Here is a 19184-nt window from a genome sequence, read left to right as displayed (position 1 = left end):
ACGCGGCCCGGGATGCCGGTTCCAGCGCGACTGGTTGCCGAACCAGGGGCGCTCGCGATAGTCGCTGCCCCAGTACGCGCCCAGCGCAAAGGTCACGACCGGCAGGCCGATGGTGGCGCCGTAGTTGCTCAGCGGCACGCTCGCGCCTTGATCCGGATACGAGAGGTAACGGCCATACGCCCAGCCGCGCAGGCCGGGCAGGCTCACGTCGCCCCAGCTGTCGCCGGACCCGCACCCCATCACCGTCACCGACGCGCCCGCCGGCAGTTGCGCCACCACGGGATCGTCGCCGGCCGGCCCGGGATGCCGGTTCCAGCGCGACTGGTTGCCGAACCAGGGGCGATCGCGATAGTAGCTGCCCCAGTACGCGCCCAGCGCAAAGGTCACGACCGGCAGGCCGATGGTGGCGCCGTAGTTGCTCAGCGGCACGCTCGCGCCTTGATACGGATACGAGAGGTAACGGCCATAAGCCCAGCCGCGCAGGCCGGGCAGGCTCACGTCGCACCAGCTGTAGCCGGACACGCAGCCCATCACGGTCACCGACGCGCCCGCCGGCAGTTGCGCCACCACGGGATAGTCGCCGGCCGGCCCGGCGTAGAGATTGACGGTCATGCTGGTGACGGCCGGCGTCTGCGCCAGGCTGGGTGCCGCGAATACCGCGATCATGCCGGCCAGCACCGCGCCGATGAACTGTTTGCGCATCGCTGCTTCTCCACGATGAGGTTTGCCCGATGACTTCCGCTCCCGACCACATGACGACAGAGGCCGCGATGGCAGGTCCTTGTCGGGCGGCGGGACCGGACATCCCTTAAGTATGGGGAATAAACTCCCGGCGCGGCACGTTCTCTCCAGCAACGATCGCCGCTCGGGATCCGCCCATGTGCAGCCGCACCTCGGCTCGTCCTTTCACCTCTCTTTCGTCACAGCGTCGCTCGGATACGCAGCTGGCCGCGTGAACCGCCAAGCCACCCGGTTTGGGCATCGAAGCAGCGAACGCGTCGCCGGTTTCCCCCCTACCCAACGCGACAAGATCACTGTGAACCATCCAATCTGTCTGGAAGCGGCGCCCCCTTCCCTGCTGGAAGCGATGCCCGTGTTCTACTGCCCGATCGCGCCCGCCATCTCACCCGCCACGGCCGAAGCCGAGGCTCGGGTGCTGGCCTGGGCCGATCGTTTCGAACTCCACGAGGACGCCCGCCAGCGCGAGTACCTGGCCCGCGCCCGATTCCCGCTGTTCCCGGCTCGGTCGATGCCGGACGCGGATCCGCATGGACTGACGCTGGCCGGCAAGGAGGTGATGTGGCTGCAGTCCTTCGACGACGTCCATAGCGACGAGAAACCCGGCGGCACGCCGCTCGACGAATACGTGGTGCTGCTCGCGAAGCTGGCGCGCATCCTCGAGGAGCCGCGCGCCGATCTGCTGCCCGGCAATCGCTGGGCGGCCGCGCTGCGCGACCTGCGGCTCGACGTCGAGGCGCATGCCACCCACGCGCAACTGGACCGCTGGGTGCGCGCCCACATCGATTACTTCGACGGCCTGCTGTGGGAAGCGGTCAACCGCGCGCAAGGCGCCAGCCCGGGCATCGACGACTACATCGCGATGTGGCTGAAGCAATCCGGCGTCTACCCCTGCATCGCCTTCACCGACCTCGCCTGCGGCTACGAAGTCCCGGCCACCGGCTGGCACGATCCGCGCGTGAGGATGCTGCGCGAGATGACGGCCGCCATCATCGGCTGGGACAACGACCTGACCTCCTACAACAAGGAAGCGCTGCGAGCCGAGCAATACGGTTTCCCGGCGATCCAGAACCTGGTTGCCGTGATCGCCGAGGCGCGCGAATGTTCGGTGGGCGAGGCGGTCGGCCTGGTGAGCGCGATGCGCAACCACGCCATGGCGCGCTTCGTCGCGCTGCGCGATCGCGTGAGCGCCGATGGAGACACCGCCACCACGCGCTACGTGCATGGGCTCGCGCAGTGGATCCGCGGCTACCTCGACTACAGCGCGCTGTCGCCGCGTTATCTCCAGCCGGCCAGCGCGTTCGAGCATGTGCTCGCGCATGGCTGGCCGATCAGCGAAACCCAGCCGGACGACGGGCAAGCCAGACTGCCCGAGCCGGCCTCGCTTGCGGGGTGGTGGTGATGGATATCGACCTGACCGACAAGCCGGCGCACGTGGATCCCGCTCCGCTGCCCGAAGCACCGATACCGCGCGCCCCCGGCAGCCTGCCGATCGTCGGCCACGCGGCCCGGCTGCTGTTCAAGCCGCTGAGCTTCCTCGGCGGCCTCGCGCCGCTCGGCGGCCTGGTGCGCGTCGACCTCGGGCGGCTGCCGATGCTGCTGCTCACCGATCCCGAGCTGACGCGCCAGGTGCTCAACGACAGCCGCACCTTCGACAAGGGCGGCGCGCTGTTCGACAAGGTCCGCGAACTCACCGGCAACAGCCTGCTCACCAGCCGCTACGACGATCACAAGCTGCAGCGACGCCAGATGCAGCCAGCCTTCTCGCGCAAGCGGATCCTCACCTACATCGACGTGATGAACGAGGCGATCGGCGGCGTGCTCGGCGGCTGGCGCGACGGCGACGTGGTCGACCTGACGGCGGCCTGCTACGACATCACGGCGCGCACGGCCTCGCGCACCATGTTCGCCGCCGACGTGGCCGGGGCGGCCGCGGCTTCGCTGGTGGAGGATCTCTCGGTCTACCTGGGTGGCTTGTTCGTGCGGATGATGCTGCCCGGCGGCCTGCCGGGCAGGGTGCCGACGCCGGGCAGCCTGCGCTACGACCGCGCGGTGGCGCGCCTGCACGCGGCGATCGACCAGATCATCGACGCCTATCGCGCCTCGGGCGTCGATCACGGCGACCTGCTCTCGATGATGCTGGCCGCGCGCGACGAGGACGGCCGGCCCTGGTCGCAGCAGGAAGTCCACGACCAGGTGATCACGCTGTTCCTGGCCGGCATCGAGACCACGGCGGGCGTGATGAGCTGGACGCTCTACCTGCTCGGCCGTCATCCGGACATCGCGGAACGCGCGGCGGCGGAGGTGCGAACCACCTTGGGCGACGCGACGGTCCCGCAGGCGGAGCACCTGATGCAATTGGGCGAAACGCGCCGCGCCATGATGGAGGCCTTGCGCCTGTATCCGCCCGGGTGGATCTTCACGCGGGTGGTGACACGCGACACCATGCTCGGCCCTTATCGCCTGCGCGTCGGCGACGGGCTGGCCTACAGCCCCTATGTCCTGCATCGCAATCCGGCGCTGTTCGCGGCGCCCGAGCGCTTCGATCCGGATCGATGGTTGCCGGAGCGTGCCGCCGCGATTCCCGAGCACGGCTTCATCCCGTTCGGCGGCGGCGTGCACAAGTGCATCGGCGATCAGTTCGGCACCACCGAAAACCTGCTGGCGCTGGCCGCCATCCTGTCGCGCTGGAAGCTGGAGCCGGTGACGAGCCAGCCCGTCGAGCCGATACCGCGACGCGCCACGCTGAGCCCGTCGCGGTTCGAGGTGAGGTTGCGACGGCGGTAGCGGCAGCCGGGCCCTGAAGCGAGCGGCCCGGCAAGGGCCGTCCGCTTCACTCCTGCAAGGCCGAGCTCGGCACTCCGAACACCAGGTCGAACAACCAGTTGAAGGCGAAGGTGTAGCAGGGGATCAGCACGATCAGGGCGAGATCAAGCAGGAAGGCTTGCGCCAGGCTGATCCCCATCCACCACGCGATCAAGGGGATCAGGAACAGGATCAGGGTGAGCTGGAAACCAAACGCATGCAGGATGCGTCGCCCCACCGTGCGCGTGCGATTCGCCTGGCGCGCTTCCCAGCATTCGAACAGCGTGGTGTAGACGAAATTCCAGCTCACCGCGATGGTGGTGATGATCACCGACAACGGCCCCGTGCTGGTGGGCGACTGTCCCGACAACAGCGCCAGCCCCAGCGCCGAAATCAGCATGCCGATGATTTCGTAGAGCGATACATACAACAGCTTGCGTTTCAGGCCTTGCATATTCCCGCCTCCGTTCGTGACAAGCACGTGGAAAGCCGCGAATATAACGTCAGCGAAACTGACAGAAAAAGTCAGTAGATATCAGATAAATTGAAAGGTCGGGCCGTGAATTTCTCCAACGACAGCATCGAACTGTTCCTGGCCGTGATCGACAGCGGCTCGTTTTCCGCGGCGGCGCGCGCGCTCGGCAAGGTGCCCTCGGCCGTGAGCATGGCGATCGCCAACCTGGAGGCCGAGCTCGGTTACGCCCTGTTCGACCGCGGCCGCCGCGAGCCGGTGCCCACCGCGATGGGCGCCGCGCTGGTGCCGCATGCGCGGCTGGCCCTCGAGCAATTCCGGCGGCTTCGCATGCATGCGCTGCAGCTGTCGCAGGGGCTGGAAAGCAGGCTGTCGATCGCGATCGCCACCGATATCGACAAGCAGCCGCTGCTGGCCGCCGTCGGCGAGCTGAGCGACCGGCACCCGCTGCTCGAGATCGAAATCCTGACGGCGCCCCAGGACGACACGCTGCAACTGCTTCACGGCCGGCGCGTGGACCTGTGCATCGCCTACGCGGGCCTCGCCGTCGACGTGCGGGAGCACTTCCAATACGTCGGCAGCGAGCGGCTGACCGCCTGCATCGGCCCGCGGCATCCGCAGTTGAAAGCGGGCGGCGACACCTTCCTGGAGGACCTGGTGCAGGTCCGGCAGATCCTGGTGGCCAGCCGTGACCTGCCGCTGGCCGACAGCCGGCCGCTGGTCGGGCAATCGTGCTGGCGCACCGACAGCCTGGCGATGGCGATCGAGATGGTGGAATCGGGCCTGGGCTGGGGCAACTTCCCGCTGTCGGCCATTGCGCCGCTGCTGCGCGATGGCCGCCTTCAGCGGCTGCAGTTCAAGAACATCGAGAACGGGCTGTCGATGCCGGTGCATGCGGTATGGTTGCGCGAGCGGCCGTTGCAGCAGGGCGCCGCGGCCTTGGTCGGAACGCTCGGCGAGATGGCCAAGCAGTCCTGAGCGATTCGCTCGACGTGGCGCGCCGCCCCTTCACCGCCCCTCAGCGCCTCACCAGCGTCAGGCCATGGAACTGCTTGCGCCGCTCGAAGCCGAGCTTCCCGTACAAGGCGATCGCCCCGGTATTCGCCTGGAAGACGTGCAGGAACGGCAGCTCGCCGCGCGCCACGATCTGGCGCGCGGCGAACTTCACCAGGCGCTCGGCGTAACGTTGCCCGCGATGCTCGGGATGCACGCAGACGGCGCTGATCTCGGTATGGCCCGGCACATGCAGGCGCTCGCCCGCCATCGCGACCAGCACGCCGTCGCGCCACACGCCGTAGTAGCGGCCCGTCTCGTGCGTGCGAGCCTCGTAGGGGCCGGGCCGAGTCAATGCAACCAGTCCCGCCATCGCAGCCGCGTCGCGTTCCTCGAGCAGGGCGAAACCGTCGTCGGCCTCGTCGCGCAGCACCAGCAGGATCATCTGGTCGAGCACGCCCTCGCCCTTCACCTCGAATTCGTCGGAGGGATGCAGGGTCTGCTCGCCGGCCACCATCACCAGTTCGCCCGGTTGCGTGAGCGCGGCCAGGGCGCGCCAGCTCTCCGGCGCGTCGGCCGTGATCGCGGCCAGCGGCGAAACCTCGGGATGGAAGCGGCGCGCGAGATCGCCGCCGATCGACCAGTGGGCCTGGTGGGTGGTCAGGGCTTGCCAGATCGCGTTGTCGAGAACACGGAGGTCGGAGTCGCGGGATTCGGTTTTCATGGGCTGTCGGTCGTGGTCGGGCATCGGCGCGCAAGGCGCCTGACGACCAGAACGGATCGCCCCGTCCGTTTATTCCATGCCCGCCGCCGGCAGGGCGTGCCGCCCCTTCCAGATCATCAGCAGGTGGTAGTAGAGCCGCGGGCTCAGCCCGAAACGGTAAGCGTAGAGATTGCGCAGCGCGATCGCCAGGCTGGTGCGCGGCTCGTGGTTGCGCGCGTAGAGCGACACCACGATCGGCACCAGCCGGCGCAACGCGAGCCGCCGGGCCGGCTCCAGGTCGGGCGGCAACGTCAGCTCGTTGACGAAGCGCCAGGCCATCAGCGAAGCCGAGCGCATCGTGTGGCGCGTGGCCTGCGAGATCGAGGCATCGGTTTCGCGGTAGCAGGAGACGAATTCGTCGAGATAGCAGATCCGCTCCGCGGCAAGACAAAGACGCGTATTGAATACATAGTCGCAACAGGAGCCGTAGGTCTCCTCATAACCGATTCGTCTGACCAGCTCGGCATTGGCGAGCCAGCCGTTGTTCGGGAACATCTGCACCAGGCCGACCCGGCCCGGCTGCGCCTGCAGGCCAGCCGCCGCCGCGTTGCGATGGAACATCTGGTTCATGCGCCGCGTGGCCGCGCGGCTGATGCGGCCGTCGTGGTCCACCACGTACTGCTTGCCGAAGGCGGCGTCGAGGCCGGGATGGCGCTGCCATAGCGCCAGCAATTGCTCCACGCCATGTTCGAGCAGGAAATCGTCGTCGTGCAGCAGCAGGATCTTGTCGCCGCTGGCATGCGCGAACAGGCTCGTCACGTTGCGCGCCTGGCCGAGCCCCGGCCGGTTGCGGCGATAGCGCACGCGCGGGTCGTCGCCGTAACGACGGCGGATCAGGCGCTCGGTGGCGTCGTCGGGCGAATCGTCGCCGATCACGACCTCGAGGTTGCGGTGGGTCTGCGCGAGACACGAATCAATGCACTGGCCGATCAGGTGGGCTCGGCGATAAGTCGGTACGCAGATCGAAACTTTGATGGAGGGGGCGGTCATCTGGCGCTTCCGCACGAAAGGTGATCGATGGGCATCTGCAAACAAGCTTTCTGTCGGTCGTCATGATCGGGAGAAAAAAATATAAAGAAATGGAAAATAATCGCGCGTAAGGGAAGCCCCGGATGCCGGGCCAGGCGAGCGTTTTCGGGGATCGGTAAAGGGTGGTCGAAGTGACCGGCGGCGAGGCTCGCCGGGGCGCCGCGGGCGGCAATTCCGACCGGCCGGGCGCACTTCGTTGCACGATCCGCAGCATCGCGCGCGGATGATTCGAGGAATGATTCCGTGCCCGCGATACCAAGCAATCCTTACATCGTGCGAAGCAAGGTTACCGAATGCGAACGAGGGGAGGCGTCGAGCGAAAGCTCGCGGGCGGGATGAAACGTGGAGGGCGGGAAATAGCCGAAAGAGAGGAGCGCGAGACGCGCCCCGTCTCTTCCGGGTGGGATCACATCAGTTTCGCGAGTTCCTTCGCGACCGATGCCGGGCTCGCGTATTCGCGATCGGGGATCCGCAGCAGCCCCTCGACCAGCGGGCCGGCGGCATGCGCGTCGCGCGCGCGGCGCACCAGATCGGCCTTCACGGCCGGATAGTCGACGCCCTTGAGGGCCTTCTGCAGGTCCACCGGGCCCGGCGGCTTGTCGTGGCCGGCCTGGTGGCCGCCCTTGTCGTGGTCCTGCTGCGCACGTTCGCCCTCGTGCGCGCGGGAGCGGCTCAACTCGTGCCCGGTGTGCTGGCGATGGCTCGATGTCATGGCAAACCTCCTCGTAGTCGGTTCGACAATGGGATGCCTGCTCGCCTCATCGGCGCATGCGTCCCATCACGAGCGAGACGATGAACAGGATCAGGAAGATGACGAACAGGATCTTCGCGATCGATGCGGCGCCGGCGGCAATCCCGCCGAAACCGAAGAAGGCCGCGATGATGGCGATCACGAAAAAAACCACGGCGTAGTAGAGCATATGAACCTCCCCATTCGGGTTGTTAAAGGCGTGGACAGGCTGCGGATCAGGCGTCGTGCTTGTGATGCGGTTTACCGCGCGTCTTGGTGGAGGCGAAATCCTCCAGTTGCTTCTTGTTCATCGATTCGTACATCGATTTCGATGCCGGCTTCAACGAACTCTTCTTCGTCTCGCCGCGCTTGGCGGCCAGCGCGGCGCCGGCCGCGCGCTGCTGCGCTTGTGACTTGGCTGGCATGACACTCCTCCGTGATGACAGTGCCGAGAGACAATGCAAACACCGTGCCCGGTGCAGGAGCCCGTCGCTCAGAACCGGCTCACATGGAAATCGGCGGCGATCGCGTTCGGGCCGCGACGCGCGAAAGCCTGCGCGAAACCCTCGCCGATGCGCGTGAGCGCGGCGCGCTGGTGCTGGATGTCCCAATGCTCGAACTGCTCGTAGGCGCGCGCGTCGAAGCTGATCGTCACGCTGGCCGGCTGGCCGTCGAGATCGAAGCCCACGTGCAGGCCGCCCGAGGTGGTCGGTTCGATATCGAACGGCATCTCGCGCGCCTCGAAATAGCGGCCGATCGTTTCGGCGATGTCCCGGCGCGGGCCGGGTTCGACACGGATACTCATCGCGGACCTCCTGGTTCGGCAAGGCAGGCCGGCGCGGCCCGGCCGCGCACCGGCGGCACGGGCTCGTCGACGGGTTCGTGGAACGGCTCGGGCACCTCGTCGGGCCGCGGGCCCGGGCCGGGCGGCTCGGCCGGATCCGGCTCGGGAATGTCCGGCGTGCCGGGCTCGGGTCGGTGCATGCGCAAGGCTGGGTTCGTCATGATTCGCTCCAGGTTCAAGACAGGCCGCGCTCAATCGACATAGGCCGCCATCACCAGCCACAACGCGCGCCCGCCGTCGTCGATCGGCGCCGCCAGCGCATTGCGGTCTTGCGGCGTGCAGGCACGGCGCAGGGCGCGCTGCGCGTCCTCGGGCGCCTCGAACACGGTGTCGTCGAGCCGTTCGACGCCGGCCTTGTCCGCGAACATCGATCGTTGCGGGCGCGCCATCAAGGGCTCGCGCTGCCAGGCGCGAAACCGGTCGCGCACCGAGTCGAAGGTCCCGCCGCATACGTTCACCTCGTAGTGCACGTCGGGGTTGGGTTTCTCGCTCATGTTCCTCTCCTTACCAAGGGCGCCGCCGCCGATACCCGGCGCCGATGCCGTCATTCGCGGTAAGCGGGCGCGACGCGATGGTTGCACCCGCATCGATTCGATGCGCAGGCGCGCAGGCGCGCGAAACCAGAAACCAGGCTCGCGGCCGCTTCCGGCCCCGGGTGCTAGCGCCTGCGATCCGGCCCCGCCGGCTCGCCGCTTTCCACGGGCACCGCCATCGACCAGCCACCGAACAGCACCGTGCCGGCGGCCATCGCCGTGAATCGCAGCAGCTTCCGAAGCTTCGCCTGCATACGGCACTCCTCTCGAATCATCGTGCCTTTCTTCAAGCAAGCTCCGTTCCGATCCACGCCGGACCAGCCCATGCGGGCCCGCGCGCCGGCGCCGCCGCGGCTGTGTGACTTTGACAATCGATTGCAAAAAGCGCAGGGCCCGATGCGCGCCGAGCGCCCCGGCCGTGTTGCGGCGCGGGCGCGGCGCTTGCATGCGACGGGGCGCGACGCGCCCGCGTCGTAGCTGCAATGCAGCATCGCAGCCCCTTATCGACCTCAACCGGGACGGCCAGGCCGCCGCCCGACGGGAGCATGAAATGGCACACACGAAACGCTCGGTCGACGAGCATCTCGACGAATGGCTGCGCGATGCGCACGCGATGGAGGAACAGGCCGGCACCCTGCTCACCGCGATGGCGCGGCGGCTCGAACACTATCCGGAACTGAAGGCCCGCATCGAGCAGCATCTCGGCGATACGCGGGAGCAGCAGCGGCTGGTTCGCGAGTGCGTCGGCCGGCGCGGCAGCGACGTGTCGGTCCTGAAGGATTTCGGCGCGCGCAGCCTGGCGGCGCTGCAGGCCTTCACCGCCATGTTCTCCACCGACGAGGTGATCAAGAACGCCATCTCCGGTTTTGCCTTCGAGAACTTCGAGGTGGCCGCCTACCGGACGCTGATCACGGCCGCGCGCGCCGCCGGCGACGCGCAGACGCTGGCGATCTGCGAACGCATCCTCAGCGAGGAAGTGGCGATGGCGAACTGGATGGAGCAGCATCTGCCGGAAATCGTGAACGCCTATCTGGCACGCAGCCAGGCAGAGGCTTCGACGCCGCAGTAGGCGCGGGAGAGCCGGCGCGAGGCGCCTGGCGGCGCTCACGTCCCCAGGCGCGACGCCGCTCGAGCCGGCGGCGGCACCTCGCCCGCGTCGATGGCCTCGCGCCCGCGCGCGAGGCCGGCGCGCACCGCCTCGGCCTCGCTCGGCCATTCGGGTTCTTCGTCCTGTCCAGGCACGACCCTGCCGTGCCCGGCCTCGTCATGCGCGATGCTCACACGCGGCAGCCACGCACCGCGTGGGCCGCGCACGACCGTCACCGCAATCACGTGGTTCCGGTAGGTGTCGCTCGTCACCGTCCTGTCGATATCGTTCATGGCGGGGCTCCGCTCGAAGCTTGGTCTCGAACGCGGCGCAGCGCGCATGCCCGCGCGCCGCCGCCCCGGCGGGTATGGTCGATGCTGCGCCAGGAAGGTTTCCACTCCGGAGCCCGCCATGCGGATCGACCGACTCGACGCGCGTGAACTCGACTACTGGACCGCCCGCGCCCTGGCGCGAGACGAGCTGCCGCTGATCTTCGTCGCCGTCGAACCGGACATCGTGGTCACCGTCGCCAGCGGCGGCTTCAGGCGCATGGACAGCCGCTTTTCCCCCGCCGCCGAGTGGACCGATGCCGCCATGGTGCTGGAGCGCGTGGTCGAGTTGCGCTCGACGCGGGTGGGCGAGGCTCGCGCCAGCGTGACGGCAAGCTTCGCCGGCGACGGCACCGCCTCCACGCATGACGCCCACGGCGAGGGCGAGAACCTGCGCCACGCGCTGCTGCGGGCCTTCATTCGCGCGCGATTCGGCGACACGGTCGAACCGGTGCCGACCGAGCCGCATGCCGTCAGCAACGGCCGCGTCACGCCGCATCGCGCCGGCGCGCCGCTGCCCCGCGACGGCGAGCGCCGCGACGCCCCGCACGATCCGAACGAAATCGGCGCCTTGCCGCGCCCGTGACGGCCAGGCGGCACCGCGCCCGGCGAAACATACGACGAAAACATCCGACAGAACGACAGGGAGACGAGCATGCCACCCATCCAGGGCCCCGCCCGAAGCACGCGCCGCCGCCTCGGCGACTGGCTCGCGAGCGAGGAGCTGCACATGACGGCCTACCGCCGCCAGCTCGCGCGCGACGCCTATGCGCAGGCGGGCAACCGTCCGCGCGCGGCGGCGGTGGCCGAACTCGCCACGCTGTTCGAGCGCGACGCGGTGCTGCGCATGAGCCTGACGCGCGCGATCGGGGAAGCCGAAACGGCCGGCTACGCGCTGGGCTACAACAACATCGACGACCTGATGACGATCCTCGACTACGTGATGCGCTACGCGCCGCCGTTCAGCGAGACCAGCCTGATCGTCTGCCCGATCAATGCCCTGCTCGACTGGCCGATGTGCATGCCGTCGGGCTATCCGCTGTTCCGCGACGAGGCCGTCAACACGCAACTGGGCCGCGTGCTGTCGACCTGGTGCGATTTCCTCTCGGGCCCGCATTCGCGCGAGCATCTCCACGAGAACGGCCCGAACGGCTGGCTCTGTCCGGAAGCACGCCAGCGAATGGAGCTCGATGCCTTTCGCTGCCGCCCGGACGAGCCGCATTGGGGCTTCGACTCATGGAACCACTTCTTCACGCGGCGGTTGCGCGAGGAGGCGCGTCCGGTCGCCGAGCCGGGCGATCCGCGCGTGGTGATCAGCGCCTGCGAGGCGGCGCCCTACCAGATCGCCGGCCGCGTGCAGCGCGTCGACGACTTCTGGATCAAGGCGCAGCCCTATTCGATCCGCGACATGCTCACGCCGAACCATGCGCTGCTGGCCGAGCGCTTCGTGGGCGGCGACGTCTACCAGGCCTACCTGAGCGCCTGGAACTACCATCGCTGGCACGCGCCGGTGGGCGGTACCGTCACGCATGCCTATCGCGTGGCGGGCAGCTATTTCTCGGCGGCCGACGTGGAGGGCCGCGACCCGGCCGGCCTCAACGATTCGCAGGGCTACATGACGGCGGTGGCCACCCGCGCGGTGGTGGTGATCGAATGCGAGGACCCCGGCATGGGCTCGGTGGCCTGCGTGTTCGTGGGGATGGGCGACGTGTCCTCGTGCGTGATCGACGTGCACCCTGGGCAGCGCCTGGCGAAGGGCGACGAGCTCGGTTATTTCCAATACGGCGGCTCGACCTTCTGCCTGCTGTTCGAGCCCGACGTGATCGGGCATTTCCTGGTGGAGGCCGCCCCGGATCGCGACTCGGGCGTGGTGCCCGTCAACGCCGCCATCGCGGTGGCACGCTGAGGGCCGGCGCCGGGCGGCGCCTCAGCGCTTGATGGCGGGCTTGTCGCCCTGCACGGCGATGCCGTCGTGGACGGCCCGCAGCCCCGCGTCGACCAGCTCGGCCGCCTGGGCGCGCAGTTCCTCGCCGTGGGCCTCGCTCATCACCGGCGGCGGCAGCACGGCAATCTCCGCGCCGTCGGCGAAGATGCTGGCGCGCTGCACGAAGTTGCGCAGCTCGCGCACGTTGCCGGGCCAATCGTATTTCGTCAGCGCCCGCCTGGCGTTGTCGCTGAACACCATCGCGCGGCCGCTGTCGAGATTGAGCTGGCGCAGGAAGGCCTCGGCCAGCAGGACGATGTCCTCGCCGCGCTCGCGCAGCGGCGGCATCGCCAGCGGAAACACGTTGATGCGGTGATAGAGATCGGGCCGCAGCACGCCGGCCTCGACCGCGCCGGCCGGATCGCGATTGGTGGCGGCCACGATGCGCACGTTCACGCTGGTCTCGCGCGAGGAGCCGAGCCGCATCACCTGCCCCGTCTCGAGCACGCGCAGCAGCTTGACCTGCAGCTCGAAGGGCATCTCGGTGATCTCGTCGAGGAACAGCGTGCCGCCGTCGGCGCGCTCGAAGAAACCCTTGTGCTGGCGGTCCGCGCCGGTGAAGCTGCCGCGATCGTGGCCGAACATCTCGCTCTCGACCAGATTGGCCGGAATCGCGCCGCAATTGACGGCCACGAAGGGCCCCTGCTTGCGGAAGCTGAGCTCGTGGATGGTCTGCGCGGCCAGCTCCTTGCCGGTACCGGATTCGCCCGTCAGCATCACCGAAGCCTCGGTGGCCGCCACGCGCGCGAGCGCGTCGTACATGCGGCACATGGCCGGCGACTTGCCGAGCATGCGGCCGAAGCGGCCGGCGCGCTCGAGATCCGAGCGTAGCGCCTCCACCTCGCCCTGCCGCGCTTCGGCCTGCGCGACGCGCTTGAACAGGGTATCGAGCCGCCCCATCTGGAACGGCTTGATCAGGTAGTCGGAAGCACCTTGCCGCATCGCGTCGATGGCGGTGTCGAGCGTGGCATGGCCGGTCGCGAACACCAGCTCGGGCGGCGTGTCCTGCCTGGGGAAATCGTCGAACAACTCGATCCCGTTGCCGTCGGGCAGGATCAGGTCGCACAGCACCAGATCGTAGGACTGGTTGCGCATCTGCGAGCGCGCCTCGCCGAGCGTGGCGGCGCAATCGCAAGGTAATTGCCGCGTCTGGGCCAGCGCGGCAAGCATTTCTCGGGTGTCGGCATCGTCATCGACGATCAGCACACGTGGCATGAAATCTCCTGTTGGAGCATTCCGGCATGGCACCGCCCGCCCCTCGCGCCGAAGCGCCGGGAGGCCAGGAATATTCACGGTCAGGAAACGGTGGAAGCGGAAATGCGGAAAACCGGCGTCTTGCCCTCGGGCGTGACGTCTGAGCGAATGACCTATGCCTACAGCAAAGCAGATCGAACGCCGCCATGCTATCGGATATTCCTATCTGCCTTGACCTGGAGCATTGCGAGAATCAATCCCCGAAAGGCATCTTTTTCGATGGTTTCGGGGAACGAAATGATCGACCCGCGCGCAGCGTGCCATTACACGGGGTCGTTTCGCCATTCGCAGCGCTGCGATCGCAACCGTCATCGGTCTGCTCGACGCGCTACAAACTCGAAACATTTCGTATCAGCGGGGCAAGCCTCGTCCGACCCGCAATTTCCCGAGCGAGTTCCGCTGTACCGGCATGGCATCGGTTCCGCGTGCGGGCGCGCCACGGCAACCCCACGGCAATCATTACCAAGCGTTGTAAATCGTTCGCGCGACGGATCGCGACGCCGGCCGGCCGCGCCGCTGCTGGCGGCGCGCGAGGCGGCACGCGATTTGCACTAGTAGTACGTTCGCCAGGAAACCGACGGAGGCAAGCGATGCAACGCATCAACCAGATCATGTCGCGCGAGATCGTCCATCTCGCGCCGACCGACACGATCGAGCATGCGGCGCAACTGATGGCGCGCCACGACGTGGGCGCCCTGCCCGTGTGCGACGGCACGCGCGTGGTCGGCATGGTGACCGACCGCGATCTCGTCACGCGCGCGCTGGCGCTGGGCAAGGGTGGCCAGGCCATCGTGCGCGAAGTGACCTCGGTGCCGATCGAGACCTGCCGCGAGCACGAATCGGTCGACACGGTGCTGCAGCGCATGGCTTCGGCGCAGATGCGCCGGCTGCCCGTGATCTCGCGCGAGCTGGAGCTGGTCGGCATGGTGTCGATCGGCGATGTCGCCACGCGCGGCGACGTATCCGAACGCGGCGCGATCGGCGAAACACTCGATTACGTGTCGCAACCACGCTGAGCGCACCGCGCCCGCCGTTCCCATTCACCGACAGGAAGACTTCGATGACGCCCGCCACCCCCGATCCCCTGCGCGATGCCGATGCGCGCTACCCGCGCCGCACCACGGCGCTCGCCCACCTGCTCGACGGCACGCTCGCGCGCAGCGCGGACGGCGAAACCATCGGCCATGTCAGCAACGCGATCCTCGACCTGCGCGGCGGCCGCATCGTCTATGTGCTGGTGGCCCTGGTGCCGATCGAGGAAAGCGTGCATGCACGCCGGCTCGCGATGGTGCCGTGGGAATACGTCACGCTCGACGCCGATGCCGGCGGCCTGCAGATCGCCGCCTCGGCGGCCGTCGTGCGCGGCGCGCCCGCGCTCGACCTGGACGGCTGGCTCGGCTCGACCGACACGGTCTGGGAAGACCGCATGGCGGCCTACTACCAGGGCGTGGGCACGCCTCGCGCGCATAGCTTCGCCGAGGAACTGGGCTTGCGCTCCCCGGTGCCGCAGGCGCACGGCCGGTACTGATCCCGTCTCTCTCACGGCGCCGCTCGACGCCGTTTGAACGGGCGAAGTCGACGACTTCGCCCGTTTTTTTACGCCACCCGTGCCCGGCGATTCACGCGCGCCCAGTGCATCAGGCGCGCCAGGCGCCTAGCGCGGCACCACCCGCAGCCGGTTGCGGATCTCGCGTACCGCCCCGCAACGCGCCACCGCCAGCTCGATCGCCTCGCTCATCGACTGGGACGGCACCGTGCCGTCGAGCGTGACGCAAGCCTGCCGCACGTCGATCGCGATATCGTCGGCGCCGCGCACCATGCCGGTGCTCAACTGGCGATCCAGTTCGTCGCGAATCGAGGCATCGGCGTCGAGGCGATGTTCGCGCGAGACCGGCGGCAACGCGGCGCCGGTCGGCTTCGCGATGCCGCCGCGCACCTCGGCGGCGGCGCGCATCATGCCGGCCTGCCGATAGGCGCCCGGCACGTGGCGGATCTCGGAAGCGCCGGTCGGCAAGGCGCCGGGCCGGGCCCACCAGTCGGGACAGGCGACCGGGTCGGAGGGATCGGCGGGGCGCCGGGGCTCACCGGCCGCGGCCGGATCGGACGACTCGCCGGCACGGCGCCGGCGGCTGGAATCGGATCTTGTCATGGCGTACCTCCGTATCGTGTCGGGTGGGTCCTCTCCATTTACACGCAACCTGCGTGCCATGCGCGGCCGGGCATGCGCCGTGCGGCCCCTCTCGTATCGACGTCCTCCCGACCGCCCCGTATGCAAACGATGCCGCTCGTGCTGCAACCCTTCGACATCGCCGCCCGGATCGCCGTCTGCCTGATCGCCGGCGCGATCATCGGCCTGAATCGCGGCGAGTCGGGCAAGGCGGCCGGGCTGCGCACCATCATGCTGGTCTGCCTGGCCGCCTGCCTGGCGATGCTGCAGGTCAACCTGCTGCTGCCCCAGGACGGCAAGGGCAGCCAATCCTTCGCCGTGCTCGACCTGATGCGGCTACCGCTCGGGATCCTGTCGGGGGTCGGCTTCATCGGCGCGGGCGCGATCCTGCGCAAGGACGGCCTGGTCACGGGCCTGACCACGGCCGCCACGCTGTGGTTCGTGACGGTGATCGGCCTGTGCGCGGGCGGCGGCCAATTGGCCCTGGCCGCGCTCGGCACCGTGCTCGGCTTCGGCATCCTGACCGGCATGAAGGCGGTCGAGCAGCGCCTGCCGCACAAGCGGCACGCCTGGCTGTCGGTCGACGAAGCGGCGCCCGCCGCCCAAGCCGAAGCCAGCGCGCGCACCGCCGCCATGCTCGAACGGCTCGACGGCCTGGACTGCCAAATCCGGCGCGCCGGCACCCAGGCTCAGATCGAATCCGGCGCGCTGCGCCGCCGCTTCGACCTGAGCTGGATCGCGCCCGCCCGTGACGATCCGGTCGAGCAGGCGATCGACGAGTTCGTGCGCGACAGCGGCGGCGGGGCGAGCTGGTCGATCCGGGAGTGACGGGCATGGCCGCCGCGGTGCCGCGCGCCGTCTACTACGCGCTGGTCTCGAATCTGGCCGTGGCCGCCTGCAAGTACGCGGCGGCCGGCTACACCAACTCCGGCTCGGCCTACGCCGAGGCGATCCATTCCAGCGCCGACTGCCTGAACCAGATCCTGCTGCTGGCGGGCGCCCGCGCGGCCGCCACGCGCCCCGACGCGGAGCACCCGCTCGGCTTCGGCCGCGTGAACTACTTCTACGCGATGCTGGTGGCCACCCAGATCTTCATCGTGGGCGGCCTGGCCTCCGCGGCGGTGGGCGCGCTGCGGCTGGTGCATCGCTCGCCCGTCGAGCACGGCGGCGTGGTGATCGCGGTGCTGCTGATCTCGGGCGTGATCGAGACCATCGCGCTGAAGGCCTCGATCGGCACCATCGAGCGGCGCGGCCGGCCCGGCACCCTGCTGCGCTGGATGCGCGAGACCGGGCAACCCGCGCTGCTGCTGGCGGTGATCGAGGACGCCGCGGCGCTGGGCGGGATCCTCGCCTCGCTGCTGGCGGTGTCGCTCTCGCTCGCCACCGGCGAGCCGGCCTACGACGCGTTCGGCGGCATCGCCGTGGGCCTGATCCTGATGGCCAGCGCGGCCTTCGCGATGGGCAAGATCAAGTCGCTGATCGTCGGCGAATCGGCGCACGAGAGCACGCGGCACGAGATGCAGGCCTGGCTCGAGCACCGGCCCGAGGTGGTGCGCGTGATCTCGCTGGTGGTGCTGCGCTGGTCGGACGAGCACGTGGTGGCGGTGCAGGCGGTACTGCGCCCGCATCCGAGCGCAGATGCGCTGGTGCGCACCATCAACGAGATCGAGCTGGCGCTGCGCGAGTCGTTTCCGCGCGCGCGCTGGATCTACTTCGAGCCCGAGCTGCACGAGCACGGGCGTCATCCGATCTGAGCCGCCACGCCCGCCGGCGGCTCAATGCACGTTCGCCACCGAGGCCGCGCTGGCAGCGCGCGGATCGCCGGGCGCGGCAGCCGTAGCGCCGTCGGTCTGCCAGCCGCCGCCCAGCGCCTTGTAGAGCGAGACCAGGTCGGTGGTGGTCTGCACCGCGCCCTGCAAGGCCTGCTGTCGCGCCTCGGACCATTGCCGCTCGGCATCGAGCACGTCCAGGTAGGGCACGATGCCCTTGCGATAGCTGTCGCGCGCCAGGTCGAGCGCGCCGCCTTCTGCCTTGGCGGCATCGTCGAGCGCGGCGTGGCGCGACTGGTCGGTGCGATACACGGCCAACGCGTTGTCGACGTCGCGCAGCGCCACCAGCACCGCGCGCCGGTAGGCCAGCGCCGCCTCCTGCTGCTGCGCCTTCGACAGCCGCAGGTTCGAGACCAGCGCGCCGCCCTGGAAGATCGGCAGCGAGATCGCCGGCCCGGCCGAATAGAACAGATGCGACCACTGCGCGAGCTCGCGCACGTGCGTGGAGCGCAGGCCGATCTGCCCGGTCAGCGAGATGTCGGGATAGAACTGCGCGACCGCCACGCCGACCTGGGCCGTGGCCGCGTGCAGTTCCAGCTCCGCGCGCCGCACGTCGGGCCGCCGCCGCGCGAGCGTGGAAGGCAGCCCGACCGGCACCGCCGGCGGCAGCCCCGGCAGCGCGGCCGGCGCCTCGAGCAACGCGTCGAGCGTGCCGGGCGCGCCGCCCACCAGGTAGGCCAGGCCGTTGCGCAGCATCGCGAGCTGCTGGTCGTATTGCGGAAGCTGCGCGCGGATCTGCGCCAGGCGCGCGTCGGCGCTGCGCACGTCGAGCTGGCTGGTCAGCCCGTGCGCGGCGCGATCGCGCGTGAGGTCGAGAAAGTCCTGCTGCGATTGCGCCAGTTCCAGCGTCAACGCGCGCAATGCCTGGGCGCCGCGATACTGCAGGTAGGTCTGCGCGACCTCGGCCTCCAGCGAGAGCAGCGCGTCGTCGCGGCCGGCCACCGCCGCGCCGGTCTCCGCGCCGGCCGCCTCCACCGAGCGCCGCACGCGCCCGAACAGGTCGAGCTCCCAGGACGCGTCGAAGCCCGCCTGCCAGAGATTGGTCGGCGAGGACAGCGAATCGATCGCCTTGTCCGCGCCCTGGCGGATCGCCGCGCCGCCGCCGGGCACCGCGCCCGCCAGCGCCGAACCCGGCGCGCTCAGGCGGTCGATCTGGTCGTTCACGCCCTCGTCCTGCAGGATGCCCTTGATGCCGAGCTGCTCGCGCTGGTAGCTGGCGGTGGCACGCACGTTCGGCAGCCCTTGCGCGGCTGCCTGGTGCAACTGCTCGCGCGCCTCGGCGATGCGCATCACGGCGGTCTGCACGTCGAGGTTGTCGCGCGCGGCGCGATCCACCAGCTGGTCGAGCAGCGGATCGTGGAAGGCGCGCCACCAGCGCGGATCGGGATCGGCATCCACCACCGGGCTGGAGGTGACGCCGGGCGCGGAGGCGGCCGAGGCGGAGGTGGCCGCGGCCGCGCTGGCCGCCTGCAGGTCGTGCCATTGCGCCGGCGCGTTCGCCTGCGGCGGCTTGAAGTCCGGGCCGACCGTGCAGGCCGCCAGCGCGAGACCGGCAACTGCGGCAACCGCGGCAGCCACGGTAGCCGGCATCGATGGGAACCCCGGCCGGATAAAACGTCGTGTCATC

General features: G+C 69.2%; 25 protein-coding genes. 10 read left to right on the top strand and 15 right to left on the bottom strand.

The window, feature by feature from the left end; translation table 11 throughout:
• Positions 1-702: SH3 domain-containing protein (locus F3J10_RS04975; protein ID WP_167241353.1), on the bottom strand; the 702-nt coding region annotated here is incomplete at its 3' end.
• Positions 703-1036: 334 nt separating this feature from the next.
• On the opposite strand from F3J10_RS04975, the gene F3J10_RS04970 reads away from it, so the two are divergent.
• Together F3J10_RS04970 and F3J10_RS04965 are read left to right on the top strand one after the other, a co-directional pair.
• Complete coding sequence (locus tag F3J10_RS04970) at positions 1037-2140, top strand: hypothetical protein (protein ID WP_167241351.1); 1104 nt, start codon at positions 1037-1039, stop codon at positions 2138-2140.
• Positions 2140-3525 (top strand): cytochrome P450, encoded by a 1386-nt coding sequence (locus tag F3J10_RS04965; protein WP_167241349.1) that lies wholly within the window; start codon positions 2140-2142, stop codon positions 3523-3525. The genes F3J10_RS04970 and F3J10_RS04965 overlap by 1 nt, the downstream gene beginning before the upstream one ends.
• Positions 3526-3571: 46 nt before the next feature.
• On the opposite strand, the gene F3J10_RS04960 is transcribed toward F3J10_RS04965, so the two are convergent.
• Positions 3572-3997 carry a PACE efflux transporter gene (locus F3J10_RS04960; protein WP_167241347.1) on the bottom strand — a complete coding sequence of 142 codons (426 nt, stop codon included), beginning with the start codon at positions 3995-3997 and terminating at the stop codon, positions 3572-3574.
• A 105-nt stretch (positions 3998-4102) separates the two neighbouring features.
• Between F3J10_RS04960 and F3J10_RS04955 the strand changes: the two genes are divergently transcribed.
• Positions 4103-4993 carry a LysR family transcriptional regulator gene (locus F3J10_RS04955; RefSeq protein ID WP_167241345.1) on the top strand — a complete coding sequence of 297 codons (891 nt, stop codon included), beginning with the start codon at positions 4103-4105 and terminating at the stop codon, positions 4991-4993.
• Between the two features lie 40 nt (positions 4994-5033).
• On the opposite strand, the gene F3J10_RS04950 is transcribed toward F3J10_RS04955, so the two are convergent.
• The 9 genes from F3J10_RS04950 to F3J10_RS04910 form a co-directional block, all read right to left on the bottom strand.
• The gene (locus F3J10_RS04950) at positions 5034-5732 is read right to left on the bottom strand and encodes a GNAT family N-acetyltransferase (RefSeq protein WP_167241343.1); all 699 of its coding nucleotides are present in this window, start codon (positions 5730-5732) and stop codon (positions 5034-5036) included.
• 69 nt (positions 5733-5801) lie between these two features.
• On the bottom strand, positions 5802-6761 hold the full coding sequence (locus F3J10_RS04945) for a glycosyltransferase family 2 protein (protein WP_167241340.1): 960 nt from the start codon (positions 6759-6761) through the stop codon (positions 5802-5804).
• Positions 6762-7206: 445 nt separating this feature from the next.
• Positions 7207-7512, bottom strand: coding sequence for a DUF2795 domain-containing protein (locus F3J10_RS04940; protein ID WP_103693950.1), 306 nt, complete (start codon positions 7510-7512; stop codon positions 7207-7209).
• A gap of 46 nt (positions 7513-7558) precedes the next feature.
• Positions 7559-7720, bottom strand: coding sequence for a DUF1328 family protein (locus tag F3J10_RS04935; protein ID WP_025099526.1), 162 nt, complete (start codon positions 7718-7720; stop codon positions 7559-7561).
• A gap of 46 nt (positions 7721-7766) precedes the next feature.
• Entirely contained in the window at positions 7767-7955 is a 189-nt protein-coding gene (locus F3J10_RS04930) for a DUF3008 family protein (protein ID WP_013688905.1), read from the bottom strand.
• 68 nt (positions 7956-8023) lie between these two features.
• Positions 8024-8335 (bottom strand): hypothetical protein, encoded by a 312-nt coding sequence (locus F3J10_RS04925; RefSeq protein ID WP_025099527.1) that lies wholly within the window; start codon positions 8333-8335, stop codon positions 8024-8026.
• Positions 8332-8535: a hypothetical protein gene (locus tag F3J10_RS04920; RefSeq protein WP_167241337.1), complete on the bottom strand. Its 204-nt coding sequence runs from the start codon at positions 8533-8535 to the stop codon at positions 8332-8334. Before F3J10_RS04920 ends, F3J10_RS04925 begins: the two co-directional genes overlap by 4 nt.
• Positions 8536-8565: 30 nt before the next feature.
• A complete protein-coding gene (locus tag F3J10_RS04915) occupies positions 8566-8868 on the bottom strand; it encodes a hypothetical protein (protein ID WP_036055051.1) in 303 nt (100 codons plus the stop codon).
• A gap of 164 nt (positions 8869-9032) precedes the next feature.
• Positions 9033-9197, bottom strand: coding sequence for a hypothetical protein (locus F3J10_RS04910; protein ID WP_167241335.1), 165 nt, complete (start codon positions 9195-9197; stop codon positions 9033-9035).
• 260 nt (positions 9198-9457) lie between these two features.
• Between F3J10_RS04910 and F3J10_RS04905 the strand changes: the two genes are divergently transcribed.
• Positions 9458-9976, top strand: coding sequence for a ferritin-like domain-containing protein (locus tag F3J10_RS04905; RefSeq protein WP_013688902.1), 519 nt, complete (start codon positions 9458-9460; stop codon positions 9974-9976).
• 35 nt (positions 9977-10011) lie between these two features.
• Here F3J10_RS04905 and F3J10_RS04900 read toward each other — a convergent pair whose 3' ends face one another.
• Positions 10012-10287 carry a DUF6566 family protein gene (locus F3J10_RS04900; protein ID WP_167241333.1) on the bottom strand — a complete coding sequence of 92 codons (276 nt, stop codon included), beginning with the start codon at positions 10285-10287 and terminating at the stop codon, positions 10012-10014.
• A gap of 118 nt (positions 10288-10405) precedes the next feature.
• Between F3J10_RS04900 and F3J10_RS04895 the strand changes: the two genes are divergently transcribed.
• A complete protein-coding gene (locus F3J10_RS04895; protein WP_167241331.1) occupies positions 10406-10909 on the top strand; it encodes a DUF2591 family protein in 504 nt (167 codons plus the stop codon).
• 69 nt (positions 10910-10978) lie between these two features.
• Positions 10979-12229, top strand: coding sequence for a phosphatidylserine decarboxylase family protein (locus F3J10_RS04890; RefSeq protein ID WP_167241328.1), 1251 nt, complete (start codon positions 10979-10981; stop codon positions 12227-12229).
• A 21-nt stretch (positions 12230-12250) separates the two neighbouring features.
• On the opposite strand, the gene F3J10_RS04885 is transcribed toward F3J10_RS04890, so the two are convergent.
• A complete protein-coding gene (locus F3J10_RS04885; protein ID WP_167241326.1) occupies positions 12251-13522 on the bottom strand; it encodes a sigma-54 dependent transcriptional regulator in 1272 nt (423 codons plus the stop codon).
• Between the two features lie 629 nt (positions 13523-14151).
• On the opposite strand from F3J10_RS04885, the gene F3J10_RS04880 reads away from it, so the two are divergent.
• Together F3J10_RS04880 and F3J10_RS04875 are read left to right on the top strand one after the other, a co-directional pair.
• Positions 14152-14577: a CBS domain-containing protein gene (locus F3J10_RS04880; protein WP_036055062.1), complete on the top strand. Its 426-nt coding sequence runs from the start codon at positions 14152-14154 to the stop codon at positions 14575-14577.
• Between the two features lie 44 nt (positions 14578-14621).
• Positions 14622-15089: a PRC-barrel domain-containing protein gene (locus F3J10_RS04875; protein WP_166914599.1), complete on the top strand. Its 468-nt coding sequence runs from the start codon at positions 14622-14624 to the stop codon at positions 15087-15089.
• 126 nt (positions 15090-15215) lie between these two features.
• On the opposite strand, the gene F3J10_RS04870 is transcribed toward F3J10_RS04875, so the two are convergent.
• On the bottom strand, positions 15216-15710 hold the full coding sequence (locus F3J10_RS04870) for a BON domain-containing protein (RefSeq protein ID WP_167241324.1): 495 nt from the start codon (positions 15708-15710) through the stop codon (positions 15216-15218).
• A gap of 120 nt (positions 15711-15830) precedes the next feature.
• On the opposite strand from F3J10_RS04870, the gene F3J10_RS04865 reads away from it, so the two are divergent.
• Positions 15831-16556, top strand: coding sequence for an MgtC/SapB family protein (locus tag F3J10_RS04865; RefSeq protein WP_167241322.1), 726 nt, complete (start codon positions 15831-15833; stop codon positions 16554-16556).
• Between the two features lie 5 nt (positions 16557-16561).
• The gene (locus tag F3J10_RS04860) at positions 16562-17482 is read left to right on the top strand and encodes a cation transporter (protein WP_166914618.1); all 921 of its coding nucleotides are present in this window, start codon (positions 16562-16564) and stop codon (positions 17480-17482) included.
• A 21-nt stretch (positions 17483-17503) separates the two neighbouring features.
• On the opposite strand, the gene F3J10_RS04855 is transcribed toward F3J10_RS04860, so the two are convergent.
• Positions 17504-19183 carry an efflux transporter outer membrane subunit gene (locus F3J10_RS04855; protein WP_167241320.1) on the bottom strand — a complete coding sequence of 560 codons (1680 nt, stop codon included), beginning with the start codon at positions 19181-19183 and terminating at the stop codon, positions 17504-17506.
• Between the last annotated feature and the right edge of the window lies 1 nt (position 19184).

Origin of the sequence: Burkholderia sp. Cy-637 (assembly GCF_011753175.1) — a bacterium.
GTDB classification, from domain to species: Bacteria; Pseudomonadota; Gammaproteobacteria; order Burkholderiales; family Burkholderiaceae; genus Burkholderia; species Burkholderia gladioli.
Note: the sequence above shows the minus strand (reverse complement) of the source record. Positions and strands in the feature narration are given on the sequence as shown.